Raw genomic sequence first — 12858 nt, 5'->3', positions numbered from 1 at the left:
GCTCGACACTGGAGGAGGCGCCCGATGATCGTGCCCGGCTACCGGGACTGCCCAGCCGAACCATGGGATCCGGGAGCGCCGGTGGACCCCGGCGAGGCCGAGGAGTTCCTGCGCCTCTGCTACACCGAGAACCCCCGCCTCGGGCCGGTCGAGCCGCGGCTCGCCATCGTCCGCGCGCAGATCGCCGCCACCGGGACCTACGTGCACACCACCGACGAGCTGACCCACGGCGCCCGGATGGCCTGGCGCAACGCGAGCCGGTGCATCGGGCGGCTGTACTGGCGCAGCCTCATGGTCCTGGACCGCCGGCGCGCCCGTACCGCCGACGAGATCTACTCCCTGCTGGTGCAGCACCTGCAGACCGCCGGCGACGGCCAGGTCCGGCCGGTGATCAGCGTCTTCGCCGCGGCGCAGCCGGGTCAGCCGTACGCCCGGGTCTGGAACGAGCAGCTGATCCGGTACGCCGGATACCGCGGTGGGGACGGCGTCGCGGTCGGCGACCCGCGGCAGACCGGTCTCACCGACGCGGTCCGCGGCTTCGGGTGGCGGGGCAAGGGGGAGGCGTTCGACGTGCTGCCGCTGGTCATCGAAACCCCGGGCGAGGGGGTACGGGTCTACGAGCTGCCGGAACGTGCGATCCGCGAGGTGCCGCTCGGCCACCCCGAGTTCGGCTGGTTCGCCGAGCTGGGACTGCGCTGGCACGCGGTTCCGGCGATCGCGAACATGCGCCTCACGGTCGGCGGCGTGCACTACCCGCTCGCCCCGTTCAACGGCTGGTACATGGGCTCCGAGATCGGCGCCCGCAACCTGGCCGACGCCGACCGCTACGACCTGCTGCCGCTCGTCGCCGCGCGGATGGGCCTGGACACCAGCCGGGAGTCGACGCTCTGGCGCGACCGGGCGCTGGTCGAGCTGAACCGGGCGGTGCTGCACAGCTTCGAACGCGCCGGCGTCAAGATGAGCGACCACCACACCGAGTCGCGGCGGTTCCTCACGCACCTGCGCAACGAGGAGAAGGCGGGCCGCCGGGTGCCCGCCGACTGGACGTGGATCGTCCCGCCGCTGTCCGGCGGCATCACCCCGGTCTTCCACCGCTACTACGACGAGTTCGACCAGCGTCCCGCCTTCTACCTCGACGACGAGGCCGTCGAGCTGGCCCGCGGCTGCCCTAGGCGAACTCGTTGAGGGCGAAGTCGTCGCGATGACGCCAGGACGCCTCGGTACGGACGTGGTCGGCCCGCACCCACTTGAGCAGCTTGCGGTCGAACTCGGCGGCCGGGATGCGGCCGGCCGCGCGCACCACATACCCCTCGGAGGTCTCGCTGTCACGCTGGGCGGCCCAGGCGGCGCGGGCCTCGGAGAGGCTCCCGCCGCGGTAGAGGACCGGGACCACCGGCAGCTCCAGGCGGCGCGCCCAGTCCACCGTGTCGTCCCAGCCGAGCAGCGTGTTCGTCTCGTCCCAGATGCCGAAGACCAGGAAGACGCCGGGCAGATCACGGTAGGCGACGCTGCGGCGAGCCCACATGGACTCGCCGCAGACCCGCCAGTCGTCGGGTATCCGGTACGCCGTCATCGCCCACAGCGCCTTGGCCGGCCGGTCCCAGGCCTGGGTGCCGGAGTCCAGCGAGCGGGCGAACATGGTGTCGCGGGTGAAGGTGAGGTTCCCGCCGTCCATCTTCTCGGTCACCACGAGCTCGCCGTCCAGCCAGGACAGATCGTGCTGGACGCGATCGTCGTCGGTCGCTCCCGGCGAGTCGGGCAGATGGAACGTCCGCGGGTACTTGATCACCCTAGAAATCCCCCTCCGCCACCTGGAAGACGGTCAGGCCGAGTTGCCGCCACATACGTACCACCTGTTGACGGTCGTCGAACACCCCCACGATCCGCCAGCGATCATTGACCTCACGGTCGAAGATCTCCCGCTTGACGATCGCGTCCTTCCGGCTGTCGCCCTCGGGCCGCATGAAGAGCGCCTCGTACGGCACCCCGACGAACAGCTCCAGCCAGGCCTCGGTCTCCGGACGGCACACCTCGTCCCGCCCGGAGCAGAAGACGATCGCGTGGCCGGCCGCGTGCATCGCCCGGACCGCGGTCACCACCGCCGGGTTCGGCTCGTCCTCGCCGACCCGTCCCCAGTCGTACGGGCTCCGGCCGTTCATCAGCGCGACCGTCCCGTCGATGTCCACCAGCACCGCCTGCGGCAGCTCCGGATCGGGCCGGTAGACGACGCCCGGCCCGCCCGGATCGACGAACGGGACCGGCAGCGGCAGGTTCTTCCCGGCCAGATAACGCTGGTGCATGCGCCGGATCGCGTCCTCGCCGACCCGCTCGTCCTCGGGCCGGCCGACGTCACGCCGCACACACTCGTCGACCGGCACGTCGGTGAAGTCGTGCACCTCGAACGACGCGTTGTACCGCGCGGCCATCTCGGCCCACTCCCGGACCGTCTTGGCCCGCATGTTGGTGTCGTCGACGATGACGCTGCCACGGGCACGCAGCAGCGCCTCGACGGCCGCCCGCTGCGCCCGGGTGACCTGCGCCTCGGCGTGCTGGGTGTAGAGCCGCTGCCCGTGCAGCATCCGGCGCAGGTCGTCACGGTTGACCCGGACGACGTCCGGCTGCAGCTTGCGGGCGAACGTCGTCTTGCCGGAAGCCGGCAGGCCCCGGGTGATGAGAAGTCGTGTCATCGGGGGTCACTCCTTGACTGCCGGCCGGGCGCGCTGCCACAGGCCGGGACGGTAGTCCTTGCCGTCCAGCCGCAGGAAGAGCTCGGCACGGTACTCGGTACGCAGAGCCTGCGCCGCGAACTCCTTGCGGCCCCAGCCCGGCGGCAGAGAGGTGACGATCGTCTCGTACGCGGCCTCGACCGCCGCCGCCCGCGTGTCGACCTCGGCGGTCAGCTCCTCGGCGACGCCCCGGACCCAGACGTGGAACTCGTCCGGGAGCGGCTCGGTGAGCGCCTCCAGATCACCGCCGTTGGCGAGGATCTCCCACACGGTCCGTGGCGTGAGTCCCGTCACCAGCCGGTGCAGGCGTACGTAGTCCGCGTACTTGATCTTCACGCGCTCGTCGGCGTCCACGAAGTGGACGACCAGGCCTTCCCGGCCGTCCCGCGGCGGGGCGGCCAGCGCCTCGGCGAACGTCGCGTAGGTGAACGACTCCACCACCGGCCCCGGCCACTCCGGCACCGCCTCCGGCCCGAAGGTCCGGCCGGTCGCGATCTCCACGGCGCCGAGCAGCACCAGGTCGTCCAGGCCCTGGTAGTCCACGACGATCCGGTTGCCCGGGTAGATGATCTCCACGAGCACGGTCAGGCCGGCCGGCGGGACGAACGACGCGTACCGGCCGCGCAGCACCTCGGTGGCGTGCAGCGCCTGGTCGGAGGCGAACGAGCCGCGGGTGGCGACCGCCCAGCCGGACCCGTCGTGGTAGAGCACGCCGAGGCTGCCGTCCATCTTGTCGGTCACGCTGACCTTCGCGCCCGGATCGAGGACCGGCGCGTGGCTCTCCGAGTGGTTGAAGAACTTGGTCAGCGGCCGCGCCACGATCCGGCCGTCCGCGTCGACGATCAGGCCCCGGCACGCCAGCGTGATCGGGCTCCACGCCGCGGAGTACTGGCAGTGCTCGGTGTAGTTGTAGATCTCGAACGGCAGGCGGGGATGACGCTGCTTGCGGACCAGCCCGGCGTCGACCGCGGAGGCCAGCTCGGCCGGATCGAAGACGTCGTGGAGCAGCGTCATGGCAGTGCCTTCCAAGGGTGGGAATGCCGGGAGGGACGCTCACGTTAACCAGCATGAATCCAGTTGCGCCTCCTGATTTCCGGCCGGTACGGGAGGCATGGCAGACTGGTACATCGGCCAGTAAGGGTTCCGGTTCACGTCTCTGCTCATCACAGGCGACCCGGCGACCCGCACTTTCGAGAGGGACCGAGAAGACATGAAGAGCGGCATCCACCCGGAGTACGCGACCACCGAGGTCATCTGCTCCTGCGGCAGCACCTTCACCACCCGTAGCACCGCCAAGGGCGGCGAGATCCGCGTCGAGACCTGCAGCGCCTGCCACCCGTTCTACACCGGCAAGCAGCGCGTCCTCGACACCGCGGGCCGGGTTGCGAAGTTCCAGGCGAAGTACGCGAAGGTCACCGCCGCGAAGAAGAAGTAACTGCTTCAACGGCGCCCGTCCCGGATTCCGGGGCGGGCGCCGTTCGCATGTGGTCCGCTGTCCTGGTTGGGAGAGAACGATGAGCAACGACCGTCTTAGCACCCTTCTCGCCGAGTACGCGGACCTGGAGAAGCGGATGGAGGACCCGTCGATCCACGCCGACCAGGCGCTGGTCCGCCGGGTGGGCCGCCGGTTCGCGGAGCTGGCGCCACTGAACACCGCCCACCAGGAGCTGGAGGCGGCCCGCGCCGACCTGGCCGCCGCCAAGGAGCTGGCCGCCGAGGACCCGGCGTTCGCCTCCGAGGTCGAGGCGGTCGCCGCGATGCTGCCCGCCCTGGAGGAGAAGCTCGGCGAGATGCTGATCCCGCGCGACCCGAGCGACGCCAAGGACGTGATCATCGAGATCAAGGCGGGCGAGGGCGGCCAGGAGTCCGCGCTGTTCGCCGGCGACCTGCTGCGCATGTACACCCGGTACGCGGAGCGCCGCGGCTGGGTGGTCGAGGTGATCGACTCGCAGGAGTCGGACCTGGGTGGCGTCAAGGACATCTCGGTGGCGGTCAAGACCAAGGGCGTGCCGGAGGGCGGTCACGGCGTCTGGTCCCGGCTCAAGTGGGAGGGCGGCGTGCACCGGGTGCAGCGGGTCCCGGTCACCGAGTCGCAGGGCCGCATCCACACCTCGGCCGCCGGCGTGCTGGTGCTGCCCGAGGCCGAGGACGTCGACGTCCAGATCGAGCCGGGCGACCTGCGGATCGACGTGTTCCGCTCGTCCGGCCCGGGTGGCCAGTCGGTCAACACCACCGACTCCGCGGTCCGGATCACCCACCTTCCCACCGGCACCGTGGTGAGCTGCCAGAACGAGAAGAGCCAGCTGCAGAACAAGGAGTCGGCGATGCGTATCCTGCGCTCCCGGCTGCTGGCGGTGGCCCAGGAGGCGGCGGACGCGGCGGCCGGCGACGCCCGCAAGGCCCAGGTGCGTACGGTCGACCGCTCCGAGCGGGTCCGCACCTACAACTTCCCGCAGAACCGGATCACCGACCACCGCATCGGCTACACCGCCTACAACCTGGACCTGGTGCTCGGCGGCGAGCTGGACGGCGTGCTCGACGCGCTGGCCGGCGCGGACCGGACCGCCCGCCTCGCCGGTGACACGGAGTTCAGCCGGCGGTAGAGACGGTCAGCCGGTCGCCGAGCGAGCAGACGATCCAGCGCCCTCGCTCGGCGCAGTAGGCCCGATCACCGTCCGGGATGACACCGAGGACGATGCTCCGCCCGGTTCCGGTGTCGAGCCGGCTCACGACGCCGAGATCCGGGGCGATCTGCCGCACCAGCGTGGCGGCGCCCTCCTCCTCGTCCATGGCGAGGACGCTACCGCTGCCGCCCGGGCCGATCACCCGCCCGGTCGCCGCATCGACCACGGACTGCCGGGGTTTCTCGTCGGTGCCGGCGATCAGCAGGCGGTCCCCGCCCGGGATGTGGCCGATGAACTGGCCGCCCGTCATGTCCCAGCGTCTCGTGCCGGTCTCCGGCTCGACCGCCTCGAAGAGTCCCTGAGCGGTGTTGACGCAGACCAGTGGGCCACAGTCCTGCACGTTCGCCCATCCGGTGGTGTCCCGGGCCCAGAGGCGGGCCAGATCGTCGGTCCGGTAGACGGTGATCCGGCTCTGATCGCCGCTCGTGTCCAGGCCGGTGTCGACGACGACGATCCGGTCGGTCACGGCACTGAGATTGCTGCCCGCGCCGGTGTCCGGCGACCTCCGCCGCCACGGCACGGAGCCGGATGTCACCACGGCGCCGTCGGCGTAGCGCAGCACGGTCAGGGCGCCCTGCTGCGAGGCGGTGACGACCCGGACCGGCTCGTCGCCGCCGAACTGGACCACCAGGGTGTCGGCCTGCTCCGGCGCACGCCGCTCCCAGACGACCGAGCCGTCCCGGACGCGGACCAGCCGGAGCCAGGTGATCGTGCCGTCCTGCTCCCGCTCGGACATCAGCACGGTGTCGCCGGTGCCCTCCCAGTGATACTCACCGGCACGTTTCCACAACTGCCTGCCGGTGGCCGCATCGAGGGCCGTGGTCGAGCCGGCATAGGAGAAGCTGACGATGCCGCCGCCCGGCGACTTGACGTCGATCGCCTGCTCGTCGCCGGCCATCAGCAGCACCCCGGACTGTGATGTCACGCCCAGCCAGGCCGAGCCCGAGCCGGTGTCCTGCCGCCAGCGCACCGCGCCGGTCCGCAGGTCGTAGGCGGTCATGGTGGTCCCGCCCAGCTCGGCGTGACGCAGATACACCGCATCGTCGTCGATCGCCATCGACTCCGGGTAGGGGGACGGCACCGACCAGATCTCTCGCAGCACCGGCGGCTCGGCGAGCCCGGAACCGCCGAGCAGCAGGACGACCAGCGCCGAGATCACCGTCTTCGCCAACCGGCCGACGCGGATCCGGCCGAACTCCGGGCGTCCGCCGGGATAGTCGTCCGGCTCCTCCGGCCGGGAGGTGACGTCGCCGAGGTCGATCACCGACGCGGTCACGTGGGTTTCCGGCTCGCCGCGGCGGCTGCCAGCGCCGCGCTCAGCCCCCGCCCGTTGGCGCCCACCTCGGACCAGCCCGAGGCCAGGCCGATCGAGGTGCCCGGCACCAGGGCCTGCCAGTTCTCGGTGGTGGCGGCCGCGCCGATCCGCCGGGCCACCTCGGCCGCCTGGTGCGGGCCGGCACCCGGAAGGACCAGCACGAACTCGTCACCGGCGAACCGGGCCACGAAGTCACCGCGCCGCATCACCCGGTGCAGCACCCCGGCGATCCGTTGCAGCACCAGGTCGCCGCAGTGCCGGCCGTGCCGCAGGTTGACGGTGGTGAAACCGATCACATCGCAGACGCCGACGGCGGCCCGCTCGCCACGGGACAGCAGCGTTTCCACATAGCGCTCCAACTGGCGGCGATTGGGCAGGCCGGTGAGGGGGTCGGTGAGGGTCTCGTCACCGTATCGCCCGGGGTCGCGGTGGGTCTCCTGCGCGTCCAGGCGAGCCGCCACCCCGTCCAGATAGCCGTCCCGGAGCTGGTCGATGCGCAGGGCGGCGAGGCGGAACGCATACCGGTCGGCGGCGTGCGCCGCGGCGTGGTCACCTGCGCTGGCGTGACAGATGCTGCGCAGCCGGGCCGGCTCCGCGGGGCCCAGCACCTCCGCCGAGACCGGCACCGCGGCCAGCATGGACAGCGCCTGCTCCGGCCGGCCACCCGCTATCGACAGGCAGACCGAGCCGAGATGCCGCAGGTCACGGGTCCGCGCGCTGTCGCCGCCACCGGTAAGCCAGCGTGCCGCCTCCGGCCCGGTGGGCTCGCCGAGCGCGGCGCGGCGGGCCAGCGCGTAGCCGTACACCGTCCGGCTGCCCGGCCGCAGCCGGTCGGTCGCCAGATATCGGGACAGCTCGGCGTCCATGTCACGCAGCACCCGCAGGCAGCCGTCGGTGTCGCCGTGATGGTCGAGGGCGACCGCGTTGCGCAGCCGGATGCCCGGCGCGGCGAACACCTCGGGCGCCACTCCGGCAGCCGCGCCGATCTCCCTGGCCTGCTCCACAGCGGTCAGCGCCTGGCCGTGGAACCCCAGGTAGGAGTAGGCCATGGCGAGGTCGTGCCAGCCCCAGGCGGTCTCCGAGTCACGCTCCGGGACGGCGGCCAGCGCACGGGCCGCCTGCACCAGGTGGGTCACCCCACGGTCCAGGTTGCTCTGCAGGTGGGCGCCGAGCGCGGCGAAGGCGTGCATCTGCCCGCGCAGGTAGGGATCGGGCACCTCACGGACCGCCTCCGCGGCGGCGGCCATCGCGGCGGCCAGCTCGCCGATGCGGCCCAGGTTGATCAGTGCGCCGAAACGCTGGACCAGCGCGTACGCCCGGGTGGCCGGATCCGAGGCGGAGGCGAGCACCCGGTCCAGGATCGGCAGAGCCGTCGCCGACTGCCCGTTCTGCTGGAGCTGACCCGCGTGGCGCAGCTCATCGACGTGTTCCGCGAGCTGGTCCAACCAACTCACCAGGCGCCTCCCACGGCATCGGCGGGTCGCCGGCGGGCCCGCGTGCGCGACGTCCCATGATTATGCCGTGACACCGCGACACGAACACCCCCGCGAAGGCACGGATCGGGCTCGCTTGGCGCCGGAGCTGGCAGCGGCCGCCGCCGATCTGGCGCGGGCCGGGGTGGCGTCGCCGCGGGTCGATGCCGAGCTGCTCGTCGCGCACGTGCTCGGGGTGCCCCGGGGCCGGCTGCTGCTGATCGACGCGATCCGGCCCGAGGAGCTGGCCCGCTTCCGGGAGCTGGTCGAGCGGCGGGCCGGGCGGGTCCCGCTGCAGCACCTGCTGGGCACCGCGGCGTTCCGGCACGTGGAGCCGGCCGTCGGCGACGGGGTCTTCGTGCCCCGGCCGGAGACCGAGCTGCTGGCCGGGTGGGGCATCGAGCGGACCGGGCCGGGAGCGCTCGTGGTCGACCTGTGCAGCGGCAGCGGCGCCATCGCGATCGCGATCGCCGACGAGACCGGTGCCGAGCGGGTGATCGCCGTGGAGCGGTCCGCGGCGGCGCTGGCCTGGCTGCGCCGCAACACGTCGGCCTACCCGGTGGTGGAGGTGGTGGCCGGGGACGTCACCGATCCCGGGTTGCTGTCCGATCTGCACGGCCGGGTCGACGTGCTGCTGTGCAATCCGCCGTACGTGCCGGACGGCACCGCGGTCCCGCCGGAGGTCGCCGGCCACGACCCGGCCGAGGCGGTCTTCGGCGGCCCGGACGGCCTCGACGTGATCCGGCCGGTGATCGCGCTGGCCGGCGCGCTGCTCAAACCGGGCGGATCAGTCGGCATCGAGCACGACGACGTGCACGGCGAGGCGGTTCCGGAGCTGCTCCGGGCGGACGGCCGGTTCATCGAGGTGACCGCCCACGACGACCTCACCGGCCGCCCGCGCTACGCGACCGCCCGCCGCCGGTGGGACAGCGCGTAGCCGCATGGCACACTGCATCTCGTGATGCTCTACGACTGCGCCACCGTCGCGGACCGGGACCGCGGCGTCGCCGCCGCTGTCGAGGCGGCCAAGAGCGGCGAGCTCGTGGTCTTCCCCACCGACACGGTGTATGGGGTGGGCGCCGACGCGTTCGCCACGCACGCGATCACCCAGCTGCACCATGCCCGTGGCTCGGACCGCCGGGTGCCGCCGCCGGTCCTGGTCGGATCCCGGCACACCCTGGACGGGCTGGTCTACTCGCTGCCCCGGGCGGCCCGCGAGCTGGCCGACGCGTTCTGGCCCGGCGCGCTGACCATCATCGTGGAGCACTCGCCCAGCCTGCAGTGGGATCTCGGCGACACCGGCGGGCAGGTGGCCGTCCGCATGCCGCTGCACCCGGTGGCGCTGGAGGTGCTGCGCGAGGTCGGCCCGATGGCCGTGACCACCGCCAACAAGCTCGGCTCCCCGGCCCCGCTCACCGCCGACGACGCCCGCGACCAGCTGGAGTATGCGGTGCGCGTCTACCTGGAGGCCGGGCGCGCCGCCGACCCGGCGCCCAGCACGATCGTCGACGTCACCGGCGACGTCCCCCGCATTCTCCGGGCCGGCGCGATCCCGCTCGAGAAACTCCGTGACGTGGTCCCGGACATCGTCGATGGGCAGGACTGAGTTGGCTCCGTTCACTGTTCTGCACGTCTGCATGGGCAACATCTGCCGGTCCCCGATGGCCGAGCGGCTGCTGGCCCGGGCCGTCCGGGAGCGGGCCGGCGACGCCGACGGCGCCCAGCTGCTGCGCAGTGTCAGCGCCGGCACCGGCGGCTGGCACGAGGGCGAGGAGATGAACCCACCGGCCGCCCGGCTGGTCCGCGCCCGCCGTGGCTCCGACGAGAATTTCCTGGCCCGCAAGCTGCGCGGTGACTTCATCGACGAGGCCGACCTGATCCTCACGGCCACCGCCGATCAGTACGACTACGTGGTGGCGCTGCGTCCCGACGCCGCCGCCCGCACGTTCGTGCTCGGCGAGTTCGGCCGGCTGCTCGGCGCCGTCGACACCGCGGCGCTGCCGCCCGCCGAGCCGAAACCGGAGGCGGTGCACACCCGAGGCGCCGCGATCGTCGAGGCGGTGGCCCGGTTGCGCGGGACCGAGGTGTCCCAGCCCGGCGACGATCTCGACGACCCGTGGGGCCGCGGCGACCAGACGTTCCAGCGCGTGGCGGACGAGATCGAGGACACCACGATGCCGCTCGCCGCGCTGCTCCTGCCGTGACTCTGTCCTCGATCGCCCGTCCCGACGCCGAGGGACTGCGCCGGGCCGTGGAGATCCTGCGCGCCGAGTCGGTGGTGGCCTTCCCCACCGAGACGGTCTACGGCCTGGGCGCGGACGCCTTCTCCGCGAAGGCGGTCGGCGAGATCTACCGGCTGAAGCAGCGGCCCAGCTGGAACCCGTTGATCGTGCACGTGGCCGACGTGACGGCGGCCCGCGCGCTGGCCGAGGTCTGGCCCGCCACCGCCGACGATCTCGCGGCCCGTTTCTGGCCCGGGCCGCTGACCCTCGTCGTCCGGCGGGCCCGGCACCTGCCCGGCATCGACACGGTGGCCATTCGCGTACCCGCCCATCCGGTCGCCCTGGACCTGCTGAAAGCCTCCGGCCTGCCGCTCGCCGCGCCCAGCGCGAACCGCTCCGAGAGCATCTCGCCGACCACCGCCGAGCACGTGGTCCGCAGCCTGCCGGACGTGCCGCTGGTGCTGGACGGTGGTCCCTGCTCGTGGGGCATCGAGTCGACGGTCCTCGACGTGACCGGCGACGTGCCGCGGCTGCTGCGGCCGGGCGCGCTCGGCTTGCGGGCGCTGCGGGACGCGGCCGGCCCGATCGCGCTGCCCGATGCCGAGACCGCGGACGGCGAGGCCCGGCCGTCACCCGGGATGAGCCGGCGGCACTACGCCCCGCGCGCGAAGGTCGTTCTCTGCAAGGACGTGCGAGACGTGGAACGGTCCGCTCTGGCCGGGCCGGTCGGGATTCTGGCGTACGAGGGCGGTGACGCCGCCGAGATCCTCCCGTCCGACCCGCGTGGTTACGCCGCCGACCTGTATGCCGCGCTGCACCGCCTGGACGACGCCGGGTTCGCGACGATCCTCGTCCAGGAGCCGCCGCAGACCGAGGACTGGCTGGCCGTCCGCGACCGGCTGTCCCGCGCTGCGGCCTGACGTCTCCGCCCGGCCGCCCGCGACCGTCCGTCACCCGCCGCCGGACGCCTCCGCGGTCCGGGTGATGTTGCGGGCCATCCCGTTGAAGACGACGCCGTGGAAGGGCAGCACCGACGCCCAGTAGAGGTGGCCGCCCAGCCCGCGGGGCAGGAACACCGCCCGCTGCCGGTAGACGCTGCCGCCGTTGCCGTCCGGTTCGGCGCGCATCTCCAGCCAGGCCCGGCCGGGCACCCGCATCTCGGCCCGCAGGCGCAGCAGCGTGCCCGGCTCGATCTCCTCGACCCGCCACCAGTCGAGCGCCTCGCCGACCCGCAGGTGTTGCGCGTCGCGGCGACCCCGGCGCAGGCCGACCCCGCCGGCCAGCCGGTCCAGCCAGCCACGCACCGACCAGGCCAGCGGGAACGAGTACCAGCCGTTCTCCCCGCCGACGCCCTCGATGACCCGCCACAGGTCACCGGCGCTCGCGTGCACCGGACGGGACCGCTCGTCGACGTAGACACTGCCGCCGGACCAGTCCGGGTCGCTGGGCAGCGGCTCCGCCGACGGGTTCAGGCCGGACGCGGTGGACCAGCGGGTCTCCACGTCGGCGTCCCGGATCTTGCCGAGGGCCAGGCGTACCGCCTCGTCGAAGCCGAGCGGCGGGGGACCGGGCAGCAGCTCGGCGATGTCGTTCTCGTGCGCCACCGCCTCGTGGATCAGGCTGGCCACCAGCGGCCGGGCGATGCTGTTCGGCACCGGGGTGATCAGTCCGACCCAGTGCGCGGAGAGCCACGGGCTGAGCGGGCGGAGCGGCACGATGACCCGGCGGGGGAGTCCGGCCACCCGGGCGTACCCCTGCATCATCTGGGTGTAGGTCAGCACGTCGGCGCCGCCGATGTCGAAGCCGCGGCTCACCTCAGGCGGCAGTCCGGCCGCGCCGATCAGGTAACGCAGCACGTCCCGTACCGCGATGGGCTGGATCCTGTTCTTGACCCACCGCGGGGTGACCATGACCGGAAGGCGCTCGGTGAGATACCGCAGCATCTCGAAGGACGCCGAGCCGGAACCGATGATCACCGGGGCGCGCAGCACCACCGTCGGCACGCCGCTGTCCAGCAGGATCCGGGCCACCTCGGCCCGGGAGCGCAGGTGGGCCGAGGGTCGCTCGTGGGCGGGCGGCTCCGGGCCGCCGAGATAGATGATGCGGCGTACGCCCGCCGCGCGCGCCGCCGCCGCGAAGTTCTCCGCCGCCTCCCGGTCGAGCCGTTCGAAGTCCGGCCGTCCCAGCGAGTGCATCAGGAAGTACGCCACGTCGACGCCCTCGAACGCGGCCGGCAGGGTCTCCGGGCGGGAGAGATCGGCCTCGACGATCTCGGTCCGCCCGGCCCACGGCACGTCCCGCAGCCGCCCGGCGCTGCGTGCCAGGCATCGCACCTCGTGTCCCGCTTCGAGAAGTCTGGGGGCCAGCCGCCCCCCGATGTAGCCGGTCGCACCGGTCACCAAGCACCGCATAACTGCAGACTGTGCCCACGAACCGGGG

Annotated in this window: 13 protein-coding genes; 7 read left to right on the top strand and 6 right to left on the bottom strand. The window is 72.8% G+C overall.

Translation table 11 applies throughout. The features are described 5' to 3' along the window. Window positions 1-24 precede the first annotated feature (24 nt). A complete protein-coding gene (locus BM290_RS28915; RefSeq protein ID WP_093619068.1) occupies window positions 25-1185 on the top strand; it encodes a nitric oxide synthase oxygenase in 1161 nt (386 codons plus the stop codon). On the opposite strand, the gene BM290_RS28910 is transcribed toward BM290_RS28915, so the two are convergent. Genes BM290_RS28910 through BM290_RS28900 form a run of 3 tightly spaced genes read right to left on the bottom strand, consistent with a single transcriptional unit; the run spans window position 1169 to window position 3740 of the window. Continuing rightward, window positions 1169-1789, bottom strand: a complete 621-nt coding sequence (locus BM290_RS28910) for an RNA ligase family protein (RefSeq protein WP_239143761.1) — start codon at window positions 1787-1789, stop codon at window positions 1169-1171. The two genes, BM290_RS28915 and BM290_RS28910, sit on opposite strands and share 17 nt — an antisense overlap. 1 nt (window position 1790) lies before the next feature. Further along, the gene (locus BM290_RS28905; protein ID WP_093619067.1) at window positions 1791-2687 is read right to left on the bottom strand and encodes a phosphatase domain-containing protein; all 897 of its coding nucleotides are present in this window, start codon (window positions 2685-2687) and stop codon (window positions 1791-1793) included. Between the two features lie 6 nt (window positions 2688-2693). Next, complete coding sequence (locus tag BM290_RS28900) at window positions 2694-3740, bottom strand: RNA ligase (RefSeq protein ID WP_093619066.1); 1047 nt, start codon at window positions 3738-3740, stop codon at window positions 2694-2696. A gap of 196 nt (window positions 3741-3936) precedes the next feature. Here BM290_RS28900 and rpmE point away from each other — a divergent pair, with 196 nt between their 5' ends. Together rpmE and prfA are read left to right on the top strand one after the other, a co-directional pair. Beyond that, entirely contained in the window at window positions 3937-4161 is a 225-nt protein-coding gene (rpmE, locus tag BM290_RS28895; RefSeq protein ID WP_093619065.1) for a 50S ribosomal protein L31, read from the top strand. A 79-nt stretch (window positions 4162-4240) separates the two neighbouring features. After that, on the top strand, window positions 4241-5329 hold the full coding sequence (gene prfA, locus BM290_RS28890; RefSeq protein ID WP_093619064.1) for a peptide chain release factor 1: 1089 nt from the start codon (window positions 4241-4243) through the stop codon (window positions 5327-5329). On the opposite strand, the gene BM290_RS28885 is transcribed toward prfA, so the two are convergent. Then, window positions 5316-6686: an outer membrane protein assembly factor BamB family protein gene (locus BM290_RS28885; RefSeq protein WP_093619063.1), complete on the bottom strand. Its 1371-nt coding sequence runs from the start codon at window positions 6684-6686 to the stop codon at window positions 5316-5318. The two genes, prfA and BM290_RS28885, sit on opposite strands and share 14 nt — an antisense overlap. After that, window positions 6683-8179 carry a GGDEF domain-containing protein gene (locus BM290_RS28880; protein ID WP_093619062.1) on the bottom strand — a complete coding sequence of 499 codons (1497 nt, stop codon included), beginning with the start codon at window positions 8177-8179 and terminating at the stop codon, window positions 6683-6685. The genes BM290_RS28885 and BM290_RS28880 overlap by 4 nt, the downstream gene beginning before the upstream one ends. A gap of 115 nt (window positions 8180-8294) precedes the next feature. Between BM290_RS28880 and prmC the strand changes: the two genes are divergently transcribed. Genes prmC through BM290_RS28860 form a run of 4 tightly spaced genes read left to right on the top strand, consistent with a single transcriptional unit; the run spans window position 8295 to window position 11339 of the window. Continuing rightward, window positions 8295-9134: a peptide chain release factor N(5)-glutamine methyltransferase gene (prmC, locus tag BM290_RS28875; RefSeq protein WP_239143762.1), complete on the top strand. Its 840-nt coding sequence runs from the start codon at window positions 8295-8297 to the stop codon at window positions 9132-9134. A 24-nt stretch (window positions 9135-9158) separates the two neighbouring features. Next, complete coding sequence (locus tag BM290_RS28870; RefSeq protein WP_093619060.1) at window positions 9159-9803, top strand: L-threonylcarbamoyladenylate synthase; 645 nt, start codon at window positions 9159-9161, stop codon at window positions 9801-9803. 1 nt (window position 9804) lies between these two features. Continuing rightward, window positions 9805-10401 (top strand): arsenate reductase/protein-tyrosine-phosphatase family protein, encoded by a 597-nt coding sequence (locus BM290_RS28865; protein WP_093619059.1) that lies wholly within the window; start codon window positions 9805-9807, stop codon window positions 10399-10401. Beyond that, window positions 10398-11339 (top strand): L-threonylcarbamoyladenylate synthase, encoded by a 942-nt coding sequence (locus BM290_RS28860; RefSeq protein ID WP_239143763.1) that lies wholly within the window; start codon window positions 10398-10400, stop codon window positions 11337-11339. The genes BM290_RS28865 and BM290_RS28860 overlap by 4 nt, the downstream gene beginning before the upstream one ends. 30 nt (window positions 11340-11369) lie before the next feature. Here BM290_RS28860 and BM290_RS28855 read toward each other — a convergent pair whose 3' ends face one another. Further along, window positions 11370-12830: an SDR family oxidoreductase gene (locus tag BM290_RS28855; protein WP_093619058.1), complete on the bottom strand. Its 1461-nt coding sequence runs from the start codon at window positions 12828-12830 to the stop codon at window positions 11370-11372. Window positions 12831-12858: the final 28 nt, after the last annotated feature.

The organism is Actinoplanes philippinensis (genome assembly GCF_900113015.1).
GTDB classification, from domain to species: Bacteria; Actinomycetota; Actinomycetes; order Mycobacteriales; family Micromonosporaceae; genus Actinoplanes; species Actinoplanes philippinensis.
Note: the sequence above shows the minus strand (reverse complement) of the source record. Positions and strands in the feature narration are given on the sequence as shown.